Below are 24,308 nucleotides of genomic sequence, written 5' to 3'. Positions count from 1 at the left end.
CTCTCGGTCCGATTGTGTTCTCTATCAGTCCTTCTCGGATAGATCCCCTATACGCGTTGCGCGAAAGTTCTTGTCCTTCCACATGGCGACTCCATCGATGAGTTCCGCATGCATGAATCCGCCGTCGTCTCCCCACGGCCACGCGGTACCCGCTTCGGCCACTTCGTTCTGAACAAGGTCAGCCATCGACAGCAGCGCCAGCTCTACGTCATCGTCGACAGAAGCGCCGATTCCACTGCAGGCAAGTCTTCCTCGGCTGCCTGCGACGACCGTGACAGCGCTGTAGAGCCATACCATGCCGCTGTCCGATTCGTATTCGGCTACCCAGTCGATGTACTCGACATCGCCGCCGTACTGGCGTACGCGTAGATCGTGGACCAGACGATCGAGCGCATCGAGCCACGCATCGGGAAGATCCGAGTGCGTCACATGGACGCCCCGCCGGGGCCTCCAATTCGCAGTCATCACTGACTCTCGACGCTCGAACAGCTGCACAGGCCGATTATGTCAGCCGTGTCGCTGCGTCGCTTCGGTTGTGCAACGTATCTGCAGGCCAGGACATGCGGCTTCGTGTGATCTAGTGGGCACATGGCGTGGGATCCGATGACGACCGATTCCCAGGACTCGGACGAACGAGGACTACGGGTGGCCGACGACGTCGGCGCAAGGGCGTGGCTCCTCGAAGAAATCGGAAAATTCGGCAGTGGTGTGGCCGCACTGATTCCAAATCATCTTCCCGTCGTACGCGCGAATCTTTCACCCGGCGAGGACTATCGACGATGAACCGGTCACTTGGTCGGCCGTCTCCCGAGCCAACGGTCGGCTCGCGCACCCGGCAATGGAGTGGGGTTCCATCGTGGGTAGCTGGCACGCCGGTGGACAGGAGGGCATTTGGCACGAACCCCCAATCCAAGGTTCGTTGCCGACAAACACCACCCGGGCTTTGGCAGACACTCTCCGACGCTTCACACAGGCACTGGCGGAGTGCCGGTTCGGGCACTGGGAAGGATCTGGGTATGTCGACTTACAATCGAATGAGCTTCACTGCCGGTGCCGTCTCGAAATGTGGTGCTCTTCGCAGGCAGTATCGGCCTCACCGACACAAAGTTCGGTGCCAGCGCTCAGTTTCCCTTTGGAATGAGCGCCCACCTGTGGTGGCCGGATGATAAGGCGTGGTGTATGGCAACAGACATCGACCTGATGACGACCTACATCGGTGCGTCGACCTCGTGCATCGACGCAATACTCACGAACGTCGAGCTCGAGCCGCTGGCCGTAGCTGTCACGCATAAACTCGCCTGGGATACCGACACCGTCAACCCATCACCTGCTTGCCCGTAGATGAGGGGTTGCCGGTCAGAAAACTGGACGAGACCGATCCCCGGCCCCAACGAAAGGCCCTTACCGTAATGTCCATTTCGTGACTCGAACTTGGACCGTGCGAACCACAGTTGTCGGCGCTGCCCTCGGGGCTGCGCTGCTCGGTATGCCGGGGGTGGCGTCAGCCCACCATCAGGAGTTCACCCCACTCCCATACAACATTTCGCTCGGCAAAGAGATGTCTTTACCGTGCGCAGGCGAGGTGGGCGGCGACGTGTACACACCGCACGATCGGCCGGGCATCGCGGTGGTCACGCTGACCTGGCGGACATTCTTCACCAGCGACTGTCCACTCACCGTGTTCGTGAACATGAACAACTTCGATGCACCCTGGGCCGACCCGTACAGAGATGCCAAACCGACCGGGGGCTCGTGGATGGTGCCCCTCAACTCCGCCGCAATCGGATCCGTGCCCCCGGAAGGCGGCGAATGGAGCAAGCAGATAGCGATCGATATCGGTTCCGGTAGAGCGGGTTTGACGGTGACAACTGACGCACCGCTGAATACGACCTTGCTCGATCCGGCCGGCAACACTGTGCGCTTCACCGTGACCTGACGCAGCCACGGTCGTAGGACGCACGGAAACCTCCAGGTCCCTGTTACGACGGGATCCACTCGATCTGCCACGGCGGAATCTCCCTCCGCGGTCGCACTTTGATCGCGCGAAACTTGTACCCATCCTGATCTGTGACGGACTCCCACTCGAAGTCGACCTTCTCGCCGACGATGAGGTCGTGGATGCCTCCTCGTATGTTGAACTGACCCATGCCCTGCGAATCGATTACCTCGTCAGGGTGCAGGGCACTCCAGTAAGTCCAACATCCGCCAGGGGTACCCGCGGAATCGATTACGCCCCAGCCTTCGTCGCCGTGCCAGGCGGACACGATGCCACTCGCCGCGGTCCCGATCCGCGGCTCTTCGGGGAAATCCAAGTCCGTCTCTTCTAGGACGTTGCCATCGGCGTCGATGTTCCACGCTGATGAGCCGGACGGGCGATCCACCGGCTCGACACTTGCCGGCCACACGCGAAGTGTGATGAAGTTGTAGCTCTCGTCGAGCTCGTTGGTTGGTCGCCACTCGAATTCGACAACTTGACCTTCGTCCAGGCTGGGGAATCCCGCAATCGCGACCGTCGCCCCAAATGTCCAGCATCCCCCTGGAGTGTCGTCCGAATCGATCACACCGTGCATCTCGCGCAGATTCCAGGTGCGGACCACTCCACGACTTGCCATGTGTCCAGTATGGCCGATACCGCAAAGTGGAATATGTTGTCGAGCACGGACTGTCCAGCAGCATTACCCCGCCTCATCTTTTCTGATCGCAACAGATCGACGGTGTTCAGCGGCTCACACACGCCAGGATGAGGCCGAGCAAGGACCGGGGCTGGAACCTAGACCTCTCCGAAGCCGTCCTGTGTTCGGGCGGCGCAGTCTGTCGTGGGAGCGAGCAGGTAGGCGAATAGGTAACTCGCCGCCGCTATCGCTGCCAGTGCAATCCACCAGGACGGGAATGCATCTGTGTCAGTGACGATTTCACTGTCAGCGACGACCAGCCAGCACAATGCAAGAGAGGTCGTCAGCGTGACCGCTGCTGCGGTGCACGCGGCGAATCGGTGTCGCCAGGTGCGGTGTGATCGTGCGGCCCACATCCGGTTCGACCATAAGGCGTAGCGGCCGCCACCGACTGCGATCACACCGATCAACAGTCCGGCGACGGCACCGCAGAACGCAGGAAACACCAGCAGCGCAAACCGGAGCCCGGTCCCTTCGAGGGCCCAGGGGAGCATGACACCCACCCCTGTACAGGTACCGGTAAGACCAGCGACCCTTAGTTCTTTCTCGACCCAGTCCACTGTTCCACTAGAACACGGCGGCAATGCGCTTCGGTCTCGAAGCCGCTGTCTGACCGCTCACGTTCACATGTGGACCCGTTGACGCCGGACGTGACGCTGCAAAAGCGTAGATCTGACGACTTGCGCTACTGCCGCTCAACCGCGCTCGCTAACTCCTCGTATGTCTCTTTGCTGATCGCAGCCAGCTATTCTCCGCGGCCCAGCAGTTCACAGCGCAATGAAGCCTCGAGATCTCCCCAGCAGCGCGCGATCTTGCCGTCGTCATCGAGCCGGTACATCGCTAGTTCTTGGATCTGCACATACCGGCCGGTCGCCGCGATCCCATCGAACTCACCGTGGTGGGTGCCGGTATCCGTCAGGCGAGCCGCCATCAACCGGCCCTCGACGACCAAGTCCTCCATGCACCAGCTGAAGTCGGGGAACGCGACTGTGATGTCTCGAAGGCCGTCGCGGTAGCCGTCGATGCCGCTGCGGACACCTTCGACATCGGTGGTGATGAATTCGTCGAGGTCGCCGAAACGCCGTTCGTTGCAGGCGGTGATGTAACGAGCGTAGGTACCGCGCGGATCGTCTGCGAAAATCGCCATACCATCTACGGTAAAGGCCCCGCGTAGTCCTGGCCAGGACGACAGCGGATCAGCTGCACGAACAGCATTTCACCGTCGTCACTGCCTAATGGCTGTTGTGAACGAGCCCGTTCGAGTCACCGTTACGGCGGACACCCCATGCCTGTATCGGTTACGTCTTGACCGGACTGTGCTCACGAGCAATTGTCGCCTGCGGCGGTCTACATAGCCAGTAGCGGAAAACTCGGTGCATGGACTGACCCGGTTCTCGGCCCTTGGGCGTAGTCGATCTTGCAGATTGAACGCGGGGCGAGGCGGAGCGAACCCCGAATATGCCAAATAGTTTGCGGGTCAACGTCCCCCGCCCACGGTCGGCATCTGACCGCTCAGAGAGCGTGGAGTCAGCCGCTTCTGGTCGGACCCGTCGGGGTTCATCGACGCAATCTCGGCCTGAGAGCCGGTAGCGACATCGGTCACCAGTTCACCCGTCTGTGTGACCGCTCGGTCGTACAGGATGCGCGAGCCGTCGGGCGTGAACTTCGGATGTACCGAGTAGGTATCGGTGAGAGGCGTGATCTCCCCTCCGGCGGAGGGCATTGCGTAGATCTCCGAGCCGTTGTTGCCGCCTCGGTTACTGGAAAAGACGAGCGTCGACCCGTCAGGCGAAAAGGCCGGGTCGGAGTTCCAGAACTGGTCGCGCAGAAGCACTGTCGATTCTCCGCCGTCGGCAGGCACTTCGTTCAGGTAGCCGCCGGTGACGTAGACAACCCGTGAGCTGTCTGGGGAGAATGTCGCGCCGAACGCCGACTCTTCTTGCGCGATGACGTGTGCGTCGGATCCGTCGACGTTCATGATGTTGATGCCGCCGTTCGCGGTGAACGCGATCTTGGATCCGTCGGGTGAGAAAGCCGGTTGGTAGCCACCTTCGAATACCGATTTCGATTCACCCGACTCGAGGTCGAGGATCTCGATGGATCGGCCTCGGGCGTACGCGAGATGCTCGCCATCGGGGGAGAGGGCAGCGCCGTTCCCATAGTTCGGGTCGCGGCTGTCTTCGCCCACGGTCGGGGTGACCTGACGCAAGCCGGAACCGTCGAGGTTCATGACGAACAGTTGGCCCCATCCGTCGTCGAATGCCACGACCACCGGTGTCGGCTCGGGTGCGGGCTCGTCGGCGCATCCTGTGGCGAGCAGTGTCAGCGCGACGAGTGCGAAGATCAGCCGGATCCGGTGCATCGGGAAATCATCTCAGAACTGCCAACTTGCAGAACCCTTCTACGAGGCGTGGCCTCTTGTCGAGGTCGTGAAACTGTCGTTCGACATGCCTCACTTGTCGATTCTCAGGGCTGTGCCTATCCACGGCGGTGCCCGCGGACAGGGATGTTGCATCGTGGAGTTCGATCGAAGAATTTTCGTGTCGGTGCTCTGTGCGACTCTGCACGGCATGGCGATCTGCATGGCGTGTGATCTGGAAATGCTCGATTCAGTGGGTTGCACGTGGCGGCCCAGTCGAATACCCAACGGCAGGAGCAAATGCCACGACTGCGGTGCCCCGCCGCGAACGCTTCACCACCCGGGGTGCGACGGCGAGCGGTGCAGATGTGGACAGATGCTGTCTTGCGGCAGCGGATGCGCGGTTGATGAGTGCGAACGTGAAGACGGCCACGACTACATCGACGGGAGCTGCAGGTGGTGTAACGAACCGTCCGGAGAGCTCCGCGTCGTCGGCGGCGCATGACCCTACCGGCGGGTATCAGGACTTCCGACAGGACCCAATAGACCCCCTAACTGCGAGGGACAAACCCGGCGCGGTCACGGAGTTGTAGACGGTCACGGTATCGGTACGTCGCGTCGCGGACCCAGAGGCGGAGGCATAGTCGATTTCTTTCCGTCAGGTGCTGGTTCGAGAGCGCACTGCACTAGGGCATCATGGGCCTATGAGTGATCTTGAGTACCTCGCCACTTTGCTCGCTGCGCTGGACGCGGAGATCGCGCGAGTTTCGGCCTCCGAAGCCGGGTCCGACGAGCAGGCGTCGGCCATCGACGACGCAGCCGCCGCTGTCTTCCGGTTGCGTGAGAAGGTCAAGGCCGGTTACCCCGGCAAGAAGGCCTACTACCTTGCGGCGTCGACCGATCCCCAGGGGATCAGAGTCGAGGGAATTTCTGCCCTGCACGGCAAACGTGCCCATGAACTGGTCCAAGATGGTGGTTGGATGCACGCAGATTCCAGCACTGTTCTCGATGCTCTCGATGACGACCAAATCAGTCGGTACCACGCGATCGCTGGACGCGGTGTAGCGCAGACGTTTCGAGACTCACGCGAATACTTGGCGACGGCAACAGGTCTGGCCGAAAAGTAGACCCACGCATCGGTACGGCGAGTCGGTCCAGCCTGGGAACATGGATTCCCGAAGTCTGCTCGATTCCGATGACCACGATGGCGCGCGATTGATTAATCGGATAGATGTCGAACGATGAGGACTTATCCGTTCCATTGTGTATAGGCTCGACTGCAGAAGTCGGTTTTGTCCACTAGGGCGGACGGATGGGCGAGTACTCATGGCACTGGCAGATCTCGATACTGGCAACCCACATTGGCTCAACGCCGTCCTTTTTACTGTTGCCGCAGTCGTAGCGATTGTCCTCACTTGGTGGTTCTTCGGCAACGACAGTTAGCCGAGACGGACACGGCTGTGTAGCTCTTCAACACGAGCACGCGAACGGCGTGCTGATCATCTGCCACAGTGAGCCGACGCACCTCGGCCGTGATGCCTCCGGTCATCGAGTCCACGGCCGTCACACGTTCGCCGGGTTCGAGGTGTTCGAGAACCCAGGTGGCAGTGGAAGGAGCAAGATCGGTGGACATTCTCGTCATGCCTCCGTCCCGCTGCGCTGGGTGCCGCAATCCCGGTGTCGGCCGAGCATCTCACCAGGCAGCCTTCGCGGTCCACCTGTTTTCGGCTGTATCCATGATTGAGGATCCGGCGTATTGGGCATCGTGCAGATATGACAGAGAACGCAAAGCTGACAGTGGAACGCACCATCGAAGCGCCCGTGGACGCAATTTTCGACGTCCTGTCCAACCCCGAGCGGCATCAGGCACTCGACGGCTCGGGATTCGTACGCGGCGTGGACCACGCAGACCGAATTCAGAAGGTCGGCGAGAAGTTCACGATGAACATGCAGGGCGATCACATGGGTGGGGAATACCAGACCGACAATGTCGTCACCGGGTACGCCAAGGACAAGCTACTGGCATGGAAGACCGCGCCGGCCGGCAACGAGCCTCCCGGGTGGGAGTGGTTGTGGGAGCTGGAGTCTCAGGGACCCAACGAGACATTGGTGCGGCACACCTACGACTGGTCGAAGGTCACGGACAAGAAGCTTCTCCAGCAGATCGGGTTTCCCCTGGTCACCGAGGATCAGCTGAACGACACACTTGCACGCCTCGCTGTCGAGGCAACGTCCTGATCTTTCGGGCATACGTTCAGCCGTAGAACGCCGCTGCGTCGACGCTCTCGATGGGCATCCATCGAGTTGGAAAGTCCGTCGACGCAGCGGCTTCGACGAGGTCCAGACCACGTATGGCCAACGCCGTCGTGGGTGACTGGTCCACGATCAGACTGATCGCGTACGTTGCTGCGGTGACGTGAACGCAAGGATCAGTTCTGCTGGAACAGGTGCATGCCGTGTCGACGTCCGTGGGAACCGGTGCCAGACCCCGCGATACCAGCTCCGCGTGAAGCGCGTCGGGCAGATCCCCGCTGCCTCTGCCGTGAGTCGGATGACTGGTGACGATGCGCAGAGCCGTCCTTTTGTGAGCCGCCGAATAGCGCGGCACCGCGAATGTCGCGGTCTCGATTTTCTTTCCTGCCGAGACCACGCAGCGAATAGAACCGATCGTGTTGGTATCCACGACGACCGACTCGCTACGAGCCAGGCTCCGCGCTCGAGGAAGCATCGGATTGGGTCGGGTAGCGGTGATCGGCTCGACTCGACGCAGCCATTCATTGCCCCATGGAGTCGCACCGAACGGAGGAGGCAGGGGAGTGGATGCCATCACCGTGCCACCGATCGGAACGACAACGTCTGTCTGAGTGTCGAATCATCCAGTGCGGCAAGCGCTGTCTCGTTGTTCCCCTCGGTCAACCCTGCAATTGCTTTCTTCCGGGCGTGCAGCGACGCAATGTACTCCTCCAATGTTCCTTCGGTGGTGAGCGCCATGACTGTCACAGGCGAGGTCTGTCCGATTCGATGTACCCGGTCGGTTGCCTGCGATTCCACCGCCGGATTCCACCACCGGTCGTAATGGATGACGGTGCTGGCCCGGGTGAGGTTCAACCCATAGCCGGCCGCTTTGAGGCTCAGCACCATCACGGGACAGCTACCGCCCTGAAACTCGTCCACAATTCTCTCGCGCTGGTCCACGTCGAGTCCGCCGTGGAAGAACGGTATGGCGGCTCCAGTGACACGCGCGAGATGGTCGGCGAGAAACTCACCGGTCTTGCGGTACTGGGTGAAAACCAATGCGGTCTGCGACGATTCGGCGAGCTCCTCGATGATGTCGGTGAGCCTGTCGAGTTTCCCGGAACGGTCGGGCGACGAAGACATGTTGCCGTTCACGAGACCCGGGTGGTTGCAGATCAGTTTCAGAGAGGTCAGCAAAGCGAGCACCGCAGTCCCTCGGCGTTGTGTAGAACCGAAACCGGTGTCGAATGCAGCCTCGACCGTCGAGTTGTACAGCATCGCTTGCTCGTTCGTGATCGGGCACAGAACGTCTATCTGCTGTTTGGGTGGAAGGTCGGTCGCCACCTCGTCTTTCGTCCGTCGGAGGACGACCGGAGCTATGGAATGGGACAAGTGCGCAAGCGCAGCCGCCGAACCCGCGTTCTCGATGGGTGCGGAAAATCGCCGAGTGAAGCGTGCTCTGGTCCCGAGCAGACCCGGGTTGGTCAGGTCGATCAGGGCCCAGAGCTCGTCCATACGGTTCTCGACCGGGGTGCCGGTCAGTGCGATGCGAGTTGTCGAGCTCAGTCGTCGCGCAGCACGGGAAACCTGGGTGCGCGAGTTCTTCATGACGTGCGCTTCGTCGAAGAAGACCGTGTTCCAACTGATCTCGGCCAGGCGGTCGGTGTCGGAGCGCAGTGTCGGATATCCGGTCACGGTCACGCAGCCGCCCTCTCCACATCCACCGAGCGAGCGGTTGGGTCCCCGGTAGACATTGACCGTCAGATCGCCGGCAGAGAACTTCTCGATCTCGCGTCGCCAATTGCTGATCAGGGATGTCGGGCACACCACCAGAAGATTGCCTTCACCCCGCGAGGCTCCCACAATCATGTGCGAGATGGCTTGCAGAGTCTTGCCCAACCCCATCTCGTCGGCCAGAATTCCTCCACCCCCGGCTTCTCCGACGGTCGGAATCCAGGACGCACCGTGCACCTGATACGGCCGCGGCGTGAAGGTGGACGCACTGTCGCCCAGATTGGCCTGCATGTGCAGGCTTGTGCGTAGGGCGTCGACGGCACCGTGCGCGGTCGACACGCTGGACGCACCCGTGTTGGGTACCGCGTACGCCGCCGGGGGGAGTGATTCCAGCAGCGATGCAGGAATCTCGGCGCAGGGGGCCGCTGCTCCAGATGGTGCAGAACCGCCAACCACCCCCGGGCCGACGCGCTTTCCGGGAGGCCTGCCGACGGTGCCAGGGCCGCTTCGAGGTCGACGCGACGCGGCTCGACGAGCTGCGCTTCGACGGTCCGTACGGTCACGGTGCCGCCCGTATCGGGTAGCGCAAGGTCGATCGGAGTCGTCGCGGTGGTAGCCGTCCTTGTGGAATCAGGTTGCCAGACAGCGAAACAGTGCCGACGGGGCAGGTAGGTGACCTGCGGAGCGAGGCCCGTATCGGTCGTCGAAAGCATGCAACCTCCAGCCGAGTGAACGCTTCGGTAGACCCGAAGCTGCCCACACGGTACGTGCCCGAACGGGATTTCGCCGCATTCAACAGTGCTTGACAATTCCGAAAATTGCTGTCCTACAGCGCTATCGAGCAGCGGGCAGCGGCGTGGAACCGATCAGGATTGCTCGCGCGAACACCACCACGTGGTGCGGCCGCCCACCGTTCCGCGAGTCATCGGAGCACCGCAGCGTGGGCACGCCGCGTCCGCCTTGCGGAACGGGATGATCTCACCGGTGTGCACGCCACCCTTCTTGATCGCCGACCTGATGGCGCGACGCAGAACAACGCGGAGCTCGTCGAGTTCCTCGGTGGTGAGAGTCTTCGCCCGTCTGGACGGAGATTGCTTGCTCTGCCACAGCACCTCGTCGGCCAACAGATTGCCGACGCCTGCGATTGCTGCTTGGTCCAGCAAACGTGCTTTCAGAGGTGCTCCGCTGGAACCGATTCGGTGCCGGAAGTCGTCGCGCGTGATCTCCGCAGCATCGGGCCCCAACGCATCGATATCGGGTTCGAGGCGCACTCGGCCGAGCCGGCGCTTGTCGAAGAGCCGGAGCTGACCCCCGTCTTCGAACGTCATGGCAAAGCGTGTCCACTCGGGCTTGTCGGTGTCGCGCTCGCCCACGTGCGGATCGCCGCCTCCGTACTGCGACGTGCGATCGCCGTCAGGAGCGGTGACGATGACGCGGCCGCCCATTCCGAGATGGATTCCCAGCGTCGGACCGCTGGACCCGTCGGCGGTGACGGTTTCGCACCACATCGCCTTGCCACGTCGACATGCCTCGGTGAGCTTGCCGCCCTTAAGGGCGTGAGCGATATCGCCCGGCATGTGTGGACGGCACTCGAACGAGTCGGTGTCATCGATATCGACGATGACGCGTCCGAGGGCTTTCTCGACGACCTGTCGAGCGTTTTCGACTTCGGGGAGTTCGGGCATGGAGCGGGTGTACCCAATTCGCCGGCTCTATGCGCGAGCCTGTGTCGTCAGGCGCGCTTCCTACCGGTGGCGAACTGTCTGAAGCCGATCAGGTTGCCGAACGGATCGAGAACTTGGCACAGACGTTCACCGGTGAACACCGATTTCGGCCCTCGATGCACGACGCCTCCGCGATCGACGCAGCCGGCAACTACTGCGTCCACGTCGTCGACGTTCCAGTACGAGACCGACCCTGCGGTCCCCGCGGGGCGGTTGTACGAATCGGTGACGTGGACGGTGAGCCGGGTTCCGGAGACGTCGAACGCGGCGAGTTGCTCGTGTACGTCGACGGGGTCGGTGCCCAGGAGCGTTCGGTACCAGTCGACGGCGGCGGCGAGGTCGTCTGCGAAGTAGAAGACGTTCCCCACGCCCGAGAGTGCGTTGTCCATCATTGTCCGTTCGGGTTCGTTCGCGCAGACAGCGCGATGTCGTGGGTTTCGGTTCGGGTAGTGCCGTCGACGGTGTGGGCCAGGGCTTTCTGCACCACGTCGTGGTCGGAGCCGGTCCACCGTTCTTCTCGCTGACGTCGGTACTGGCTCCACGACGGCACAGTGAACTGCTCGACCACGGTGTCCTCGACGTCGAGACTCCGGTACAGGTTCCAGGCGTACGCCCCCGTTCGCTTCCGCGCGATCCCGACCGGAGCCATTGCCGTCAGAAACTGCTCCAGAGCGTCGTCGACCACTCGGTACGTAACGGTGATCCGTACCGGCACGTCGTCCGGATCGGGCTCGAACATCACGGTCGGGGTCGGCCACGCCATGGACACCGCACGGTCGAGCACGCCGGTCTCGGGTCGCAGGGGGAGGACTGCGACACTCGCAGCGACGAATGCCAAGGCGGCTAGCGCGACCGCGAGTGCGTCGACGATGCCGATCTTCGACGCCAACCATCCCCACACGAGCGAGCCGATGGCCTGAGAACCCATGAAGACCAGGAGGTAGACCGACATCCCGCGCGCTCGAACCCAGGTGGCGAGCGAAAGCTGGATAGACGCATTCAGGGCGGTCAACGTCGTGATCCAGGCAATGCCGGACAACAACAGCGCCGGGACCACCGCCCACAGCGGAAGCCACGCCAGCGCGGCCATTCCCACGCCGTACCCGACAGCAGAACCGACGAGCAAGATGTTTGCGCTGCAACGCTTTCGGAGCATCGGCGTCGCGGCAACGCCGATCACGGCTCCGACCCCGAGTACGCCCAACAACACGCCGTATCCCACCGAGCCCAGTTTCAGTACCGACGACGAAGCAGATGGCAGTAGCGCCCACAATGCAGAGGCGGGGAAGGCGAACAGCGCCGAGCGCAGAATGATTCGTCGAACGATCGGGCCGGATCGGATGTAGCGGACCCCGGACAGGATCGACTCGGCAAGGCCTTCTCGATCCGTTTGTGGATGTTTCGGGCGTTTCCATGCAATCAGCACGCTCAACGTTGCGAGAAAGGAGGCGGCGTTGATGGCGAACACGAAGGTCGGCCCGGCCAACGCCACCAGTACCCCGGCAAGCGCCGGTCCGACGGCCCGCGCCCCGTTGACGGTCACGCTGCCCAGCGCCGAGGCGGCCGGGATTTCTTCACGGCTCACCAGCTCGGGCTGAATCGCCTGCCAGGCGGGAGCGGACAGTGATGTCCAGCAACCCAATACGAATGTGCAGGCGAGCAATCCCCACGGAGACAAGGTGTCGGTCCATGCCAGTGCGGTCAACACAATTCCGGTCAGCATCGAACCGGCACCGACCGCGATGAGCAGAACGCGGCGATCGAGCGCGTCGGCGAGCGCGCCTGCCAGCAGGGCCAGCAACAGGGTGGGTAACAGACTTGCTGTCTGCACGGCGGCGATGATGGTGGTCGACGCCTCACGTTCGACCAGGAACCACTGCGCGCCGACGGTCTGCATCCAGCCGCCGATGTTCGAGACCAGCTGTGCGACGAAGAGGCTGCGGTAGACGGTATTCCGTAGCGGTGACCACGCGGACGGTGCTGCCGGCGTGGTGGCGGTGGTGCTCACGCCAGTCCCGCCGACCATTGCGCGAATGTCTGCCATTCGACCTCGGGATACCGGGTGCGCAAGCCGTCGATGTCCGCGTCGTACCCGACGTCGGTCAAGAATTGGAACATCGCTCTCATGTCCTCGGAACCTATGTCCCGTGCCCGGCTCGAAGACGGCTGCACCGAGGTTCCGAGAACGTCGCCGAGAGTGTTCGCCATGGCCTCCAAGCTCGGATCGTCCGACGCGAGATCGATTCGCATCTCGCGAAAGTGCGCGGGTTCGGTCAACACGAGGGTGACGAACCGCCCCAGATCCCGCCGCGACAGCTGCTGCAGTGGAGTGTGGAGCGGCAAGGGCAGATCGAGGCGGCCGGCCCTGACGTCGTCCAGTCCGCCGAGAAGGTTGTCGTAGAAGTAGGTGGGGCCGACGATCGTGTACGACAGCCCAGCTCGACGCAGCAGTGCCTCGGTTTCGGCCTTCGTCTCGAAATGCGGTATGCCCGTGCGGCGGTCAGCGCTCGCAACCGAGGAGAACACCACGTGCGGAACCTCCGCGGCGATCGCCGCATCGACGAGGGCTGCGCCCTGAGCCAATTCGGCCGCGGGACCGTCCTCGAACGGCGTCGTCATCACGAACGCACCGGCACTGTCTCTCAATGCAGCCGCGGACGATTCCCGATCGGTGATGTCCGCGACGACGATCTCGGCACCTCGCTCACGTAGCCGATCCGCGCGGGCCGAATGACGCCGCACCACTGCGCGCACCGGTAGCCCCTGCGCCAGCAGGGCATCCACCACCGCGCCGCCCTGCCCTCCGGTTGCTCCGACGACTGCGTACGGTCTGATCATCGTGTTGTCACCTTTGTTCCGGAGGGCGAGAGCGGGGCTGCTACTGGGCGATGAAGGCGAGAATGTCTGCGTCCAAGGCCTTCTGGTAATCGCCGTAGATTCCGTGCGGTGCACCGGGGTAGACCTTGAGGGTGCCGTGCTGGACGAGTTCTGCGGTTTTCAGTGCCGCCGCGGCGATCGGCACGATCTGGTCGTCGTCACCGTGGGCGATGAAGATCGGGACGGTCAGCGCTTTGAGATCCTCGGTGAAGTCGGTCTCGGAGAACGCCTTCACGCAGTCGTATGCAGCAGTCAGATTGACCAGCATCCCCTGTCGCCAGAAGTCGTCCTTGGCGCCCTGGGAGATGGCGGAGCCCTCACGGTTGGCACCGAAGAACGGCTCGGACAAGTCCTTGTAGAACTGCGATCGATCGTAGAGAACGCCGTTGCGGATGTCGTCGAGTGCTTCGATCGGCGTGCCCTCGGGGTTGGCCTCGGACTTCAGCATGACCGGGGGAACGGCACCGGCAGTGATCACCCGAGCGACGCGGCTGCCACCGTGCTGCGCGGCGTACCGCACGACCTCGCCGCCACCGGTCGAGTGTCCGATGAGGGTGAGTTCCTGCAAGTCGAGGGCCTCGACCAGTTCGGCCAGATCCTTGGCGTAGGTGTCCATGTCGTGGCCGACGGCAGTCTGCGAGGACCTGCCGTGGCCGCGGCGATCATGTGCGATGGCGCGGTAGCCGGCGTCTGCGAGAAGCTTCAGTTCGAGCTGCCAGGCATCCGAGGACAGTGGCCAGCCGTGACTGAGCAGAACTGGCTTTCCGGTGCCCTGCTCGGTGTAGTAGATCTCGGTTCCGTCGGTGGTGGTGATGTACGGCATGGCCTGCTCCCTGGTTCGGTTCGATTGGGTACCGACAACATTCGTCCGTTCCCGGGTCGAAAGCGTCGCCGCTGCCATCCAACGCGGGGGAGGAGATTCCGGTGGCGCCGCTACCTGCTAGCCGGTAGACAGACCGATGTGGACCGACAGTGTCGTGCCACCCCCGGGTGGGCTGGCGATGGTCAGTTCGCCGCCGACTGCGGCCACCCGATCCTGTAATCCGATCAAACCCGACCCTGTGCTCGGATCGGCACCTCCGCGGCCGTTGTCGGTCACGGTCAGTTCCAAGCTGTCCTCGGTCAGGCGCGCGGTGATGTCGACTTCGGTGGCCTCGGCATATTTGGCCGTGTTCGTCAGAGCCTCGGCGACCACGTAGTACGCAGCCACTTCCACCGATTCGTCCATCCGGGAGGAAATGTCGGCGGTGAGGGCAACGGGAATCGGACTGCGTCTGGCCAACGTCTTGAGTGCCGGTGCGAGTCCTCCGCGCGAGAGGATTGCGGGATGGATGCCGCGACTGAGTTCGCGGAGGTCGGTGTGCACCTGCGACAGCGTCTCGACGCTGCGGTCCAACATCGCGCGGAGCTCGGTCAGATTCTCCGGGGCAGCGGCTTGGGCGCCGCGCAATTCCATTCCGAGAGAGACGATTCGCTGTTGGGCACCGTCGTGCAGGTCACGCTCGATACCTCGGCGGGCTTGGTCGGCTGCGGCGACCACGCGGGACCGGGACCGCGTCAGCTGAACTCGTGTGTCGTGGTTGTAGACCGCAGTGGCAACGAGGTCGGCGAAGTCGGCCAGTCGATCTCGGGTCTCACCGCCGGCCGCATACTGCGTAGCTGTCGTGCCGATGATGACGGCACCCCAGGTATTGCCGTCGACAGTGATCGGTACACCTTCGACCCAGCGAATACCCCTGCCCTCCAGTCGCTCAGCGATACCGCCGGTCGCTTCGGTGAAGTCGACGGCAGCGGCGCGGCCGGTGTCGGCGACGATCGTGGCCACGTTCTGCCCACCGATCGGCAGTCGGTCACCGGCTTGCACGCGCTCACCGGCGGAGTCGTCGCGGATCGCCAGAATCGTGTAACACCCGTCGCCGTAACGGATCACCGAAACATGTTCGTTGTCCAACCCGACGGTGAGTTCGTGTGCGGCTGCGAGGTACACGTCATCCGGATCGGCCCGCAGCGCCACCAATGTTGCGACCTTCCGAAGTGACGCTTGCTGGCGTGCCAGCGCGACGGTACGGAGGTGCATGTCCTGACGATCGCGGGCGGCGGCAAGAAGAGCCTCCAACGAAGGCACGACACGGCGGATACGGCGGGCATCGAGGCTATCGAGATCGGCGGGAACCAGCAGCGACGCGGTGACGACGTCCCCGTCCCGAAGCAGGATTTTCTCCTGCCCCACGGACGCGTCGGCATTCCCTTGCTTCAACACCGCGAAGGGCAGGTCGAGGACCGCAGCCAGGCGGGTGCTGGCAACATCGAGCATCGTCGGGGTGTGGTCCGAGCGCAAGATGGTCTTGGCGAACGCCGCCAACATGTCTGCTTCTCGTCGACGTTGATCGGATTCGGTTGCGCGCAAACGTGATTGGCCAACCAGCACGTTGGTCAGAAGCGCCAGTGCCAGAAACACGATCAGTGCAGGGACGAGGCTCTCACTGCTTTCGAGTACATGGATGTAGGCGTACGCGCCGGCACTGGCGACCGATGTCGCGATCGACAGACGAAAGCCCCACCCCGCAGACACGATCAGCACTCCGAACAGGAATATCGCACCGAAAGCATTCTCGGGTGACACCCGTTTGAGCGTCAGCACAACGAGTATCTCGACGGCGATGGCGGCTGCGGCCACTGCGATTCCGCAGGCGACCGGCGGCGCACTCGGCCGGAGTATCACAGTGACGAGCCGGTCGCGGAGGGCGGCGTCCGACGTCATCGGCATATCCGACTGCTCGAATTACCGCTAGCGGTAATGCCGACCCGAGCCGTCTCTGACACTCTCGACAGAGTGATGCCCTCCCGCCTGCAGTGCCTGATCGTCGACGACAGCGACGCTTTCTGTGTCGCTGCACGCCGACTGTTGGAATCGGCAGGGATGTCGGTGGTCGGCACCGCGACCTCACTCACCTCGGCGATCGATGCAGTGCTGTCCACCCACCCCGATCTCGTGCTGGTCGATATCGACTTGGGTGCCGACAGTGGATTCGACGTGGTCGAAGCGATCGACGCCCAGGATCTGACGCCTCCGCCTGCCGTCATTCTCGTGTCGACGCACGACGAGGAGGACTTTGCAGACCTGGTGAACAACAGTTCTGCCCTGGGTTTCCTGTCGAAATTCGAGCTGTCGGCGAACGCGATCGAAGCCCTGCTGGGCACCTGACGGCGGGTCACCCGATGGTGTCCAGATACAGGATCACCGCTCGCACACGACGGTGATCGTCGGCCGTTTCCGACAGGTCCAACTTGGTCAGGATGCTTCGGACGTGCTTCTCGACGGTTCCTTCGGTGATCCACAAGCGTCTGCCTATGCCCGCGTTGGAGAGCCCTTCGGCCATCAAGGTCAAGACGTCCCGTTCGCGAGAACTCAACGCGCCGAGGGGATCACCTCGGCGCTTGGCCGCAACCAGTTCGTAGACAAGAGCAGGATCGATGACCGACGATCCTGCCGCGATCCGATCTATCGTCGAGACGAAGTCGGCGATGTCGGTCACACGGCTCTTGAGCAGGTAACCCATACCCTTGGCGGTGTTGTTCGCGCTGTCGAGCAGTTCGAGTGCGTGATCGACTTCGACGTGAGCAGACAGGAGCAGCAGAGAGACGTCGGGGAAACGGTCGCGGATCTTCACGGCCGCGTCGAGCCCCTCGGCGGTGTAGGTCGGCGGCATCCTGATGTCGATGATCGCCAGGTCCGGTGGATCTTTCTCGAGCAACGCCAGTAACTCCTCGGCGTCACCGGCCCGGCCCACGACATCGAGGCCCGCCTGGGTGAGCAGACTGGCCAGGCCTTCTCGCAGCAACACGTCGTCATCGGCGATGACTACTCGTATCTGGGACATCACGCTCCTCGAACCCGTCGGGTTCGAAGTATCGGCTGCGGCGTCGTGAGCTGTCATCAGTCATTCGACTCTATTGCGCGCTTCGAGTGTCGACTCGGTTTCGCGATTCTTCAGTCGCTCGATCGGTCGTCGTGGATTCCACGGTTCGGACTCGGCCCGGGGGAGAGGCCGTTCTCACGGGTTGCCTCGAAAAACAACTGCAGGAAGGACGACGACGCATCCCCGGGCTGGGCGGCGCGAGCCTGACGGGGTTCATCCGATGACCTCGACATCGCCATTCCGTCCCTTCCGTCCCTCACCCGCAGAACGGGTGTCGCTTCCTCCCAAAATAGTCTCAGATTCTGAACAGTCAAACAACTGAGAGTTCTCGGGGTGGAGTCGGAAGGCGGGGTGGTGAGGAGGTCGACGTACCGGCTTACATACCGGCGGCCGTGGGAGGTTCGATCAGCATCCTCTTGATCACTTTGCCGGTCGCGGTTCGGGGGAGTTCTTCGAGGAAAGTGATGTCTCGCGGCACCGAGAACCGGCTCAGTCGATTTCGGATGTAGGCCCGCACCATATCTGCGTCGAGGCCTGCAGCACCCCGACCGACGACGAACGCCGCGAGGCGCTGACCGTACTCGTTGTCGGGTACGCCGACCACCGCTACCTCGCCGACCTGAGGAAGGTTGGCGATGGCGTCCTCCACCGGCCCGGGAAACACGTTCTCGCCGCCGGAGATGATCATCTCGTCGTCCCGCCCGCACACGAAGAGCCGCCCGTTGCAATCGATGTACCCGAGGTCCCCGGTATCCATGAGTGCTGCACCGCGAGCCGAAGCAGTCGACGGAGGCTCGGCGTTGGTGTAGCCGTCGAAGAGCATGTCGTTACCTACGAATATCCGGCCCAGAGTGCCGGTCGGAACCACTGCGCCGTCGGCGTCGAGTACGGCGATGGTCGTGCCGAGCGGCGGCCGACCCGCGGTAGTGGGAGCTGCACGCAGATCCTGCGGTGTGGCGATGGTCGCCCACGAGACCTCGGTGGAACCGTAGAAGTTGTACAGAACATCTCCGAACGCATCCATGAACCGCGAGACGGTCGACCCCGTCAACGCCGAACCGCTGCACGCGACGACTTTCAAGCTGGACGTGTCGTAGCGTGATCGCACGGACTCGGGTAGATCGAGTATGCGCTGCAACATGATCGGGACGGCGATCAGCGACGTGCACCGATGAGTCTGGATTGCCCGCAAGCACTCTTCCGGATCGAATCGATCCTGCAGAACCACGGTTGCCCGCAGCGGTGTACTGATCTGCAACGCCGCCAGCCCCCAGCTGTGGAACATCGGCGCAGCGATCAGCATGCGCTCGTTCATACGAAGTGGCATGCGGGACAACATGGCCGCGACGGTCCCGAAGCCGCGTGGGGTCGGGCGAAGTGCACCTTTGGGAGACCCGCTGGTGCCCGAGGTCAGCACGACAACGGATCCGGGCCGTTGCGGTCTGTCGAACGTGGCGGACGGAGCCGCGACGAAATGCTCCAGAGTGCGACGGCCCGCGACGACGGTATGAGCCGACAGGCTGACGCGGAGGACGTCGTTGGGGAGGTAGCGAACCATCTTGTCGAATTCGTCGTCGACGAACAACGCTTGCAGCTGGTGACGACTCGAGATGGTCTCGATCTGGCGGGCCGCGAGGCCGGTGTTGAGAAGTACGACCTCGACACCGAGCATGCCGCAGGCGACGACGCATTCGATCATGGCAGTGTGATTGCGGGCCAGAACTCCTACCGTGCTTCCCGGGCGAATTCCGGATGCGGCGAACCCTGCTGCTATCCGATGCGATCGCAGGTGGATCTCTGCGAACGTGCGAGTACCGCGATCGTCGATCACGGCAATTTCGTCCGGTGACTTGGCGGCGGCGGCCGCGAAGCCACCGCCGAGGGTGAAGCCCCATTTCGCCAGCGAGTTCAGCTGCCGGTATGCGCGATCAGGACGCGCGGCACGAACGACGCCGGTACCGATCATCGTTTTGAGGACCGCAAGCTGTAGCGACCGGGAATCGCCGGCGTTGGACACGATCGATGTCGTTGCGCCGGAGAGGGACTCGGCCAACCTGTTCAGGCCACCCATGACCCATTCGACCACTGCCCGATTGTGTTCGGGTTGCGGCGAGTAGGTTCCGGCCAGGCCGGCTCTGAAGATCGTCACATCGATTTTGGTCTCGCTCGGTGAACGCGCGCTGAGGGTGAATCTGATGAAACCGCCGGATTCGACGTGCTCGACGGTGATGATCGGCCGGTTACGTCTGTTCACCACGACTTCGAGTGCGTGTTCGACCCCACCGACGCCGCACGTGTAGCGGTTCGCCGACTCGCTGAGAAGGCAGTACCCGAGCCCGGGGAAATATCGCGGGTACAGTTCGACCGCACTGAGCACCCCGCACACTTGCTCGACGTCGTGTGCGAAGACCGTGCTGCAGTCGATGACGTCGGAAACCATGGTCCACCCCTGTGCCTTGCCGTGTCGAACAGCGCCGCTGCCACATCGGCACCGACCAGAAGAATGGCAGCGCACATCGGTAACGGGTCATCCGCCTGGATGAAGTCGTCATAGTAATCCCGGTGCGCGGTTTCGGGAAGGAAACGCGAATCTCCGTCTAATTGGGACGAAGTTCGCCGCCGCCCCAGATCTCGTCGAACGGAACCGTGCGGGCCAGGATTCGCTCCGCCGCTCGGTGTCCCGACAGGAATGCCGCGGTCACCGTCGACGGATCGTCCGTCCACGTTGCCTCGCCGGCCAGGTGTAGAACTCCGCCGACCGGGGTTGACAGATCATCGTGGTCGCTCGGTCGCGAGCCGACTGCCGGGTACGAGTAAGCACCGCGGGAGAACGGGTCGTCCTGCCATCGCGTGACATGCACCCGCTGCGGGGAAATCACGCGTTTGCCGTAGAGGCCACGAAGCGCGTCGAGCACCGACTCGGCAATACGTGCGTCGGACCACTGCCGGATCGTCTGCGCACACGGCCCCGCCGCAAACGTGAGCAGCGTGGGCAACCCCTGCGGCACGGTCACGTCATACCACGAGTGCCACCAACGCCCGGCCTCCCCTTGCTGCCGAATCGCGTAGACGTCCTCGTCCCAGAATGCATGCGGGAACTGTAGGAACACCTTCTCGAACGCGTTCATCTCGAGTCCGTCCAGCGCAGTCGACACCGGATGGGGAAGAGACGGTTCGATAAGCAAGGTCGGTGACTTCAGGACGCCGATCGGAACCGTCACCACGATGTGGTCGGCCGAGAACGTCTCGGTGAGAGTCTCGACGGAGGAGCTGTTCGATCCCCACGCGATGCGTGTCACTTCATGGCCGAGTCGTACATCCAGCCCGTCGGCCAGACAGACCGCGAGCCGGTCGTACCCCTCGGGGAACACGACCTCGTCACCCTCGATCGCGTCGTCGTCCAACCCGTGCGCATCGAGCATCCCCTGGTCGACACCCAGCTGTTCCTCGGCCCGGTGACCCAGGAACTCCCGGACCCGTTCGATTCGATCAGGATCCCATGCGAGCCGTTTCACGGTGCTGTTCACGGCATCCCCGTACGACGTGCCCAGGGTCGATGTCGCTATGGTCGCCGCCAGCAGCTCGTCGACGACGTGTACGTCCGACGCGAAGCTCGCAACCTCGTCCTCGCTCAGACGCCGTCCGTTCGGTGAGTAGTACGCGATGGGTCGTCCGTCCGGCTGAAAACTCCCCACCGTGAACTCGCTGGTCGGAATGCCGAAAGCCTGTACCGCGTCGGCCAGCGGATTGTTGTCGATTCCATGAACCCAGGACGCACCGACATCGAGAATCTGTCCGTCCGTCCGCAGGGTGTGCACTCGTCCGCCGATGCGGTCGCGGGCTTCGAGGACGACCACACGGTGACCCGCACGGTGCAGAATGCGTGCTGCGGTGAGACCGGAAATGCCGGCTCCCACCACCACGGTGTCGACGTGCGTCATGCTCTGTCCGTTCCATTGGTTGCCGACATGCTCAGTTCCCACGGCCGGGGTTGCCGTTGCCGGGGTTGCCGTTGCCGGAGTTCCCGTTGCCTGAATTGCCGTTGCCGTTGCCGTTGCCTGGACTCCCGTTGCCGGAGTTGCCATTGCCCGCATTACCGTTGCCGTTGTTCCCGTTTCGCGGTGGAGCCGCAGGTTGTGGCGGCTCGGCGGGCACCTGTTCGACGGCGGGGGCGGGCACGTCCTGGGGGAGGTTCGAGACAACCGGCATCGAGGACTCGGATGCCGTCGTCACGGGTGCCGGACTGGTCGGAGCGGTGACCGATGTGGACGGCGATGTCTCGATCGGCGCGTCGCCTGTTCCGGTTGCCATCCAGGCAATTGCCGACGCGACGGCGACGAACAGTGCGGCCGCAGCCACAGGGACAAGACCGCGACGCCGTGAACCCTCCGTTGGTCGAGGGGCCGAATCCTGCTCGGCGACAACCGCTGTCGAATTCGCGACGGGCAGGACCGCAGTGGCCGGCGGTGGTGGCGGTTCGCTGGAGAGACTGTGTAAGGCGTCGGCCACGGTGTCCGCCGTCGGCCTGTGTTCGGGATGTCTGGCCGTCATCGTCGTCAGCAGCGAATGCCACTGGGGCCCGAGTTGCTCGGGTACCTCGGGGTCGCGGTGCAAGCGCGCCACGGCTGCGGCTACCGCGCTGCCGTCGAACACCATTGCGCCGGTAAGACATTCGATGAGAACCAATCCGAGGCTGTAGATATCGGTTGCAGGCCCCGCAGAAGTGCCCGTCGCCTGTTCCGGGCTGAGATAGTGAGCGGTGCCGACGGTGGTGCCGTGCTCGGTGAGGCGGTCGGCGTCGACGATGCGAGCGATACCGAAATCGGTGAGCTTGACGCAGTGTCCCGTGCCCGACGCCGGCTCTCGGGCGACCAGGATGTTGGCCGGTTTGATGTCGCGGTGGATGACGCCGCGGTGGTGGATGTAGGCAAGGGCTCGAGCAATCTCGTGTCCCATCCGGGCGACGACATCGCCCGGTAGTGCGCGGCCTGCGCGGTAGCCGTTCAGAGTGGGGCCGTCGACGAACTCCATCACGAGAAAAGGCACTCGGATGCCGCCGGTGTCGGGGGCGGTACCCGCGTCGTACAACGTCACCAGGCCAGGATGCGACAGCGACGCGAGCGTCCTGATCTCGGCATCGATCCGTGCATCGGTATGTGTGGGTTCACCCTGACGGAATATCTTCACGGCAACGGGCCTACCGAGGACGTCGTCGTCGGCTCGAACGACATCTGCCATTCCGCCGCGCCCCACGACGTTGCCCAGACGATATCTGCCCGCGAACAGGTGATCGTCGGAGTTCGCACCCACCATTGTTCACCGCCGATTCGAAGTCTTCCGAGAACCCTATAGCCCGTCGGCGAGGGAAGAAGGCGCGGCCGGCGACCATCGTGCATGATGGTTCCCCGGGTGGGGACCGTCGAGGGGTACCGAGGGAGGTCCGCCTGTGCATCGTGACGCCTCGCACGCGCAATTTTCGCCGATGACGATCGATATCACGTCGACCTATCAGCCGATCGTCGCATTGGACGGCCGAGCTGTCGTGGGTTACGAAGCCCTGGTGCGGACCTGCGGCGACGCGCAAACGATCTCGCCGCCGCAGCTGCTGCGCGAGGCGGCCGATCGAGGCGAGTCGGCCGAGTTCGACTGGCGGTGCAGACTCAGCGCCCTGAGCGGGGCTGTCGAGGCCGGTTTCCCCGAAGGACTCGCGTTGTTCGTCAACGCGGAACCCACAGCCCTGGACGCGCCACCTCCGAGAGAGTGCCTGCCATTGATGGCCGAGGCATCTCGGTTGTCGATCATCGTCGAGATCACCGAGCGAGATCTGATGGGTGACCCCTCCGGGCTGCTGCGTGCGGTAGAGCATGCCCGCGACCTGGGATGGCGGGTCGCGCTCGACGATGTGGGTGCAGACTCGTCGAGTCTGGCACTGATTCCGCTGCTCCGGCCCGACGTGATCAAGCTGGATATGTCTCTCGTGCAGGGCCGTTCGAGCTATGCCACGGCGTCCGTGGTGTCCGCGGTCGCCGCAGAGGCCGAACGCAGCGGTGCGCTGGTGCTCGCCGAGGGAATCGAAACGGAGCAGCACGAAGCGACTGCGCACGACATGGGTGCGGTTCTCGGCCAGGGCTACTTGTACGGCGCTCCGACTCGTCTACCCACCTTCGGAGCCACCGGCGGGACGGCCAACACACTCGAGTTGGAGCCGGCCGTAACCGTCCGGGCCCCTGTTGCCGTGACGCCGTACGGTCTGGTCCATCGATTCGGAACCCGTCGGCGCGCTGACGCACGGCTTCTCGACGACATCGAGAACGGTCTGCTTCGCAGTGTCTACGGCACCGGTGCGTCGACCGTCGTATTGGCGACGACGAACGCGTCGGCCGGGACGACCGCCGAGCGTGTCGCGTTGTTCGACGACCTCGCTGCGCGCACGTCTCTCGTGGCCGTCTTCGACTCGCGGCCGATGCCGGGTGAACATCGGTTTCGGACCGTTGCGGTCGGCGAGGACGAACCACTGGCGTCGGAGCGCTCGATTGTCATCGTGGCACCGATGTCCAGCGTTGCTCTCATCGCGGTGGAGAGCGGAACTGCCCACGACGGAAGCGTGTTGTACGACTACTGCCTGACCTACGACCGACACATGGTCCTCGATGCGGCGACGCTTCTGCTCCGCCGATTGCCCGCTCGGACCCGTGTATGAGCTACTACAAGTCAAGAATATGTAATTATTTGCCCGTTTTTCGATAAAGACCGTGACGTGTGCCCGGGATGATGTTGACTCGACGTC

25 protein-coding genes are annotated in these 24,308 nt (G+C 63.2%); 7 read left to right on the top strand and 18 right to left on the bottom strand.

Translation table 11 applies throughout. The annotated features are described in order from the left end of the window. Positions 1–24: 24 nt before the first annotated feature. Positions 25–429, bottom strand: a complete 405-nt coding sequence (locus CH266_RS14130; RefSeq protein ID WP_230591962.1) for a hypothetical protein — start codon at positions 427–429, stop codon at positions 25–27. Between the two features lie 159 nt (positions 430–588). On the opposite strand from CH266_RS14130, the gene CH266_RS25880 reads away from it, so the two are divergent. The 3 genes from CH266_RS25880 to CH266_RS14120 all read left to right on the top strand — a co-directional run bounded on the left by CH266_RS25880 (position 589) and on the right by CH266_RS14120 (position 1,936). Next, positions 589–783, top strand: coding sequence for a hypothetical protein (locus tag CH266_RS25880; RefSeq protein WP_135047203.1), 195 nt, complete (start codon positions 589–591; stop codon positions 781–783). A gap of 396 nt (positions 784–1,179) precedes the next feature. Beyond that, a complete protein-coding gene (locus CH266_RS25875) occupies positions 1,180–1,341 on the top strand; it encodes a hypothetical protein (protein ID WP_255175907.1) in 162 nt (53 codons plus the stop codon). 79 nt (positions 1,342–1,420) lie between these two features. Then, a complete protein-coding gene (locus CH266_RS14120; RefSeq protein WP_141214530.1) occupies positions 1,421–1,936 on the top strand; it encodes a hypothetical protein in 516 nt (171 codons plus the stop codon). Positions 1,937–1,979: 43 nt separating this feature from the next. Here CH266_RS14120 and CH266_RS25870 read toward each other — a convergent pair whose 3' ends face one another. The 4 genes from CH266_RS25870 to CH266_RS14100 form a co-directional block, all read right to left on the bottom strand. Continuing rightward, positions 1,980–2,612 (bottom strand): hypothetical protein, encoded by a 633-nt coding sequence (locus CH266_RS25870; protein WP_141214529.1) that lies wholly within the window; start codon positions 2,610–2,612, stop codon positions 1,980–1,982. 158 nt (positions 2,613–2,770) lie between these two features. Continuing rightward, positions 2,771–3,166 (bottom strand): hypothetical protein, encoded by a 396-nt coding sequence (locus CH266_RS14110; RefSeq protein WP_141214528.1) that lies wholly within the window; start codon positions 3,164–3,166, stop codon positions 2,771–2,773. Between the two features lie 251 nt (positions 3,167–3,417). After that, complete coding sequence (locus CH266_RS14105) at positions 3,418–3,819, bottom strand: ester cyclase (protein ID WP_032387525.1); 402 nt, start codon at positions 3,817–3,819, stop codon at positions 3,418–3,420. A 330-nt stretch (positions 3,820–4,149) separates the two neighbouring features. After that, entirely contained in the window at positions 4,150–5,034 is an 885-nt protein-coding gene (locus tag CH266_RS14100; RefSeq protein ID WP_094715464.1) for a PD40 domain-containing protein, read from the bottom strand. Positions 5,035–5,735: 701 nt separating this feature from the next. Between CH266_RS14100 and CH266_RS14095 the strand changes: the two genes are divergently transcribed. After that, a complete protein-coding gene (locus tag CH266_RS14095) occupies positions 5,736–6,158 on the top strand; it encodes a phosphate acetyltransferase (RefSeq protein ID WP_094665078.1) in 423 nt (140 codons plus the stop codon). Between the two features lie 284 nt (positions 6,159–6,442). Here CH266_RS14095 and CH266_RS14090 read toward each other — a convergent pair whose 3' ends face one another. Further along, positions 6,443–6,673, bottom strand: coding sequence for a hypothetical protein (locus CH266_RS14090; RefSeq protein WP_141214527.1), 231 nt, complete (start codon positions 6,671–6,673; stop codon positions 6,443–6,445). A 131-nt stretch (positions 6,674–6,804) separates the two neighbouring features. Between CH266_RS14090 and CH266_RS14085 the strand changes: the two genes are divergently transcribed. Then, positions 6,805–7,269 (top strand): SRPBCC family protein, encoded by a 465-nt coding sequence (locus CH266_RS14085; protein WP_027497200.1) that lies wholly within the window; start codon positions 6,805–6,807, stop codon positions 7,267–7,269. A 16-nt stretch (positions 7,270–7,285) separates the two neighbouring features. Here the strand turns inward: CH266_RS14085 and CH266_RS14080 are convergent, their stop codons facing one another. The 8 genes from CH266_RS14080 to CH266_RS14045 all read right to left on the bottom strand — a co-directional run bounded on the left by CH266_RS14080 (position 7,286) and on the right by CH266_RS14045 (position 16,362). After that, positions 7,286–7,858 (bottom strand): hypothetical protein, encoded by a 573-nt coding sequence (locus tag CH266_RS14080; protein WP_094715463.1) that lies wholly within the window; start codon positions 7,856–7,858, stop codon positions 7,286–7,288. Further along, positions 7,858–9,339, bottom strand: a complete 1,482-nt coding sequence (locus tag CH266_RS14075) for a DEAD/DEAH box helicase (protein ID WP_141214526.1) — start codon at positions 9,337–9,339, stop codon at positions 7,858–7,860. The genes CH266_RS14080 and CH266_RS14075 overlap by 1 nt, the downstream gene beginning before the upstream one ends. Before the next feature lie 527 nt (positions 9,340–9,866). Further along, on the bottom strand, positions 9,867–10,685 hold the full coding sequence (locus CH266_RS14070) for an Fpg/Nei family DNA glycosylase (protein ID WP_094715461.1): 819 nt from the start codon (positions 10,683–10,685) through the stop codon (positions 9,867–9,869). Between the two features lie 47 nt (positions 10,686–10,732). Beyond that, positions 10,733–11,116, bottom strand: a complete 384-nt coding sequence (locus CH266_RS14065; RefSeq protein ID WP_080729248.1) for a VOC family protein — start codon at positions 11,114–11,116, stop codon at positions 10,733–10,735. Continuing rightward, a complete protein-coding gene (locus tag CH266_RS14060; RefSeq protein WP_369597414.1) occupies positions 11,113–12,732 on the bottom strand; it encodes an MFS transporter in 1,620 nt (539 codons plus the stop codon). Before CH266_RS14060 ends, CH266_RS14065 begins: the two co-directional genes overlap by 4 nt. After that, entirely contained in the window at positions 12,729–13,562 is an 834-nt protein-coding gene (locus CH266_RS14055) for an NmrA family NAD(P)-binding protein (protein WP_094715459.1), read from the bottom strand. The genes CH266_RS14060 and CH266_RS14055 overlap by 4 nt, the downstream gene beginning before the upstream one ends. 40 nt (positions 13,563–13,602) lie before the next feature. Further along, a complete protein-coding gene (locus CH266_RS14050) occupies positions 13,603–14,424 on the bottom strand; it encodes an alpha/beta fold hydrolase (protein ID WP_032366147.1) in 822 nt (273 codons plus the stop codon). Between the two features lie 117 nt (positions 14,425–14,541). Then, positions 14,542–16,362: a sensor histidine kinase gene (locus CH266_RS14045; RefSeq protein WP_094715548.1), complete on the bottom strand. Its 1,821-nt coding sequence runs from the start codon at positions 16,360–16,362 to the stop codon at positions 14,542–14,544. Positions 16,363–16,437: 75 nt separating this feature from the next. Here CH266_RS14045 and CH266_RS14040 point away from each other — a divergent pair, with 75 nt between their 5' ends. After that, the gene (locus CH266_RS14040; RefSeq protein WP_230591247.1) at positions 16,438–16,806 is read left to right on the top strand and encodes a response regulator; all 369 of its coding nucleotides are present in this window, start codon (positions 16,438–16,440) and stop codon (positions 16,804–16,806) included. 7 nt (positions 16,807–16,813) lie between these two features. Here the strand turns inward: CH266_RS14040 and CH266_RS14035 are convergent, their stop codons facing one another. From CH266_RS14035 to CH266_RS14020, 4 genes are all read right to left on the bottom strand, one after another. Beyond that, the gene (locus CH266_RS14035) at positions 16,814–17,482 is read right to left on the bottom strand and encodes a response regulator (protein ID WP_032387389.1); all 669 of its coding nucleotides are present in this window, start codon (positions 17,480–17,482) and stop codon (positions 16,814–16,816) included. A gap of 415 nt (positions 17,483–17,897) precedes the next feature. Then, positions 17,898–19,961 carry an AMP-binding protein gene (locus tag CH266_RS14030; protein WP_094715458.1) on the bottom strand — a complete coding sequence of 688 codons (2,064 nt, stop codon included), beginning with the start codon at positions 19,959–19,961 and terminating at the stop codon, positions 17,898–17,900. Positions 19,962–20,118: 157 nt separating this feature from the next. Further along, positions 20,119–21,606 carry a flavin monoamine oxidase family protein gene (locus CH266_RS14025; protein ID WP_369597413.1) on the bottom strand — a complete coding sequence of 496 codons (1,488 nt, stop codon included), beginning with the start codon at positions 21,604–21,606 and terminating at the stop codon, positions 20,119–20,121. Then, a complete protein-coding gene (locus tag CH266_RS14020) occupies positions 21,494–22,834 on the bottom strand; it encodes a serine/threonine-protein kinase (RefSeq protein ID WP_094715457.1) in 1,341 nt (446 codons plus the stop codon). The genes CH266_RS14025 and CH266_RS14020 overlap by 113 nt, the downstream gene beginning before the upstream one ends. Before the next feature lie 169 nt (positions 22,835–23,003). Here CH266_RS14020 and CH266_RS14015 point away from each other — a divergent pair, with 169 nt between their 5' ends. Further along, entirely contained in the window at positions 23,004–24,221 is a 1,218-nt protein-coding gene (locus tag CH266_RS14015) for an EAL domain-containing protein (protein WP_255175906.1), read from the top strand. The last annotated feature ends 87 nt before the right edge of the window (positions 24,222–24,308 follow it).

Origin of the sequence: Rhodococcus sp. 06-1474-1B, assembly GCF_002258885.1 — a bacterium.
Taxonomy (GTDB): Bacteria; Actinomycetota; Actinomycetes; order Mycobacteriales; family Mycobacteriaceae; genus Rhodococcoides; species Rhodococcoides fascians.
This window is presented reverse-complemented; position numbering and strand designations above follow the sequence as displayed.

Bases quoted from the DNA above. Each gene is read 5' to 3' on its own strand.
- CH266_RS25880 (WP_135047203.1), top strand. From the start codon at position 589: ATGGCGTGGGATCCGATGACGACCGATTCCCAGGACTCGGACGAACGA.
- CH266_RS25875 (WP_255175907.1), top strand. From the start codon at position 1,180: ATGGCAACAGACATCGACCTGATGACGACCTACATCGGTGCGTCGACC.
- CH266_RS25870 (WP_141214529.1), bottom strand. From the start codon at position 2,612: ATGGCAAGTCGTGGAGTGGTCCGCACCTGGAATCTGCGCGAGATGCAC.
- CH266_RS14110 (WP_141214528.1), bottom strand. From the start codon at position 3,166: ATGCTCCCCTGGGCCCTCGAAGGGACCGGGCTCCGGTTTGCGCTGCTG.
- CH266_RS14105 (WP_032387525.1), bottom strand. From the start codon at position 3,819: ATGGCGATTTTCGCAGACGATCCGCGCGGTACCTACGCTCGTTACATC.
- CH266_RS14100 (WP_094715464.1), bottom strand. From the start codon at position 5,034: ATGCACCGGATCCGGCTGATCTTCGCACTCGTCGCGCTGACACTGCTC.
- CH266_RS14095 (WP_094665078.1), top strand. From the start codon at position 5,736: ATGAGTGATCTTGAGTACCTCGCCACTTTGCTCGCTGCGCTGGACGCG.
- CH266_RS14090 (WP_141214527.1), bottom strand. From the start codon at position 6,673: ATGACGAGAATGTCCACCGATCTTGCTCCTTCCACTGCCACCTGGGTT.
- CH266_RS14085 (WP_027497200.1), top strand. From the start codon at position 6,805: ATGACAGAGAACGCAAAGCTGACAGTGGAACGCACCATCGAAGCGCCC.
- CH266_RS14080 (WP_094715463.1), bottom strand. From the start codon at position 7,858: ATGGCATCCACTCCCCTGCCTCCTCCGTTCGGTGCGACTCCATGGGGC.
- CH266_RS14070 (WP_094715461.1), bottom strand. From the start codon at position 10,685: ATGCCCGAACTCCCCGAAGTCGAAAACGCTCGACAGGTCGTCGAGAAA.
- CH266_RS14065 (WP_080729248.1), bottom strand. From the start codon at position 11,116: ATGATGGACAACGCACTCTCGGGCGTGGGGAACGTCTTCTACTTCGCA.
- CH266_RS14055 (WP_094715459.1), bottom strand. From the start codon at position 13,562: ATGATCAGACCGTACGCAGTCGTCGGAGCAACCGGAGGGCAGGGCGGC.
- CH266_RS14050 (WP_032366147.1), bottom strand. From the start codon at position 14,424: ATGCCGTACATCACCACCACCGACGGAACCGAGATCTACTACACCGAG.
- CH266_RS14045 (WP_094715548.1), bottom strand. From the start codon at position 16,362: ATGACGTCGGACGCCGCCCTCCGCGACCGGCTCGTCACTGTGATACTC.
- CH266_RS14040 (WP_230591247.1), top strand. From the start codon at position 16,438: ATGCCCTCCCGCCTGCAGTGCCTGATCGTCGACGACAGCGACGCTTTC.
- CH266_RS14035 (WP_032387389.1), bottom strand. From the start codon at position 17,482: ATGTCCCAGATACGAGTAGTCATCGCCGATGACGACGTGTTGCTGCGA.
- CH266_RS14030 (WP_094715458.1), bottom strand. From the start codon at position 19,961: ATGGTTTCCGACGTCATCGACTGCAGCACGGTCTTCGCACACGACGTC.
- CH266_RS14025 (WP_369597413.1), bottom strand. From the start codon at position 21,606: ATGGCAACTCCGGCAACGGGAGTCCAGGCAACGGCAACGGCAACGGCA.
- CH266_RS14020 (WP_094715457.1), bottom strand. From the start codon at position 22,834: ATGGTGGGTGCGAACTCCGACGATCACCTGTTCGCGGGCAGATATCGT.
- CH266_RS14015 (WP_255175906.1), top strand. From the start codon at position 23,004: ATGACGATCGATATCACGTCGACCTATCAGCCGATCGTCGCATTGGAC.